1 protein-coding gene is annotated in these 266 nt (G+C 59.4%); it reads left to right on the top strand.

All coding sequences use genetic code 11. The features are described from left to right. Nucleotides 1-266, top strand: a 266-nt coding sequence (locus ACV22Z_RS35925; protein WP_448080968.1) for a hypothetical protein, incomplete at both ends; no start/stop codon positions are given.

The following is a 266-nucleotide window of genomic DNA, read 5'->3' as shown; positions in this document are numbered from 1 at the left end:
AATACGATCACTAACACCGGATCCGCTGCCGTCATCGCTGCCGCCAATCAGTTGAATCTCTACGCGACGATTCAACTGTCGAACACGGGCGGCGCGAGCCTATACAGTGTCGGCGACATCAATATCGCCGCAGACGGTCAGCGGGACGCCAACGGATTGCTCGCCAATCGCACCCAAGACGTGCTGAACGACCAATCCACGATCGAAGCTCAAGGCAATGTCGAACTCGCGGCCGGCACGTTCACCAATACGCGCCCCGCACCGAC

It is taken from the genome of Burkholderia sp. PU8-34 (assembly GCF_053427725.1).
The sequence above is the reverse complement of the archived record's forward strand: the minus strand, read 5'-3'. Positions and strand labels throughout refer to the sequence as shown.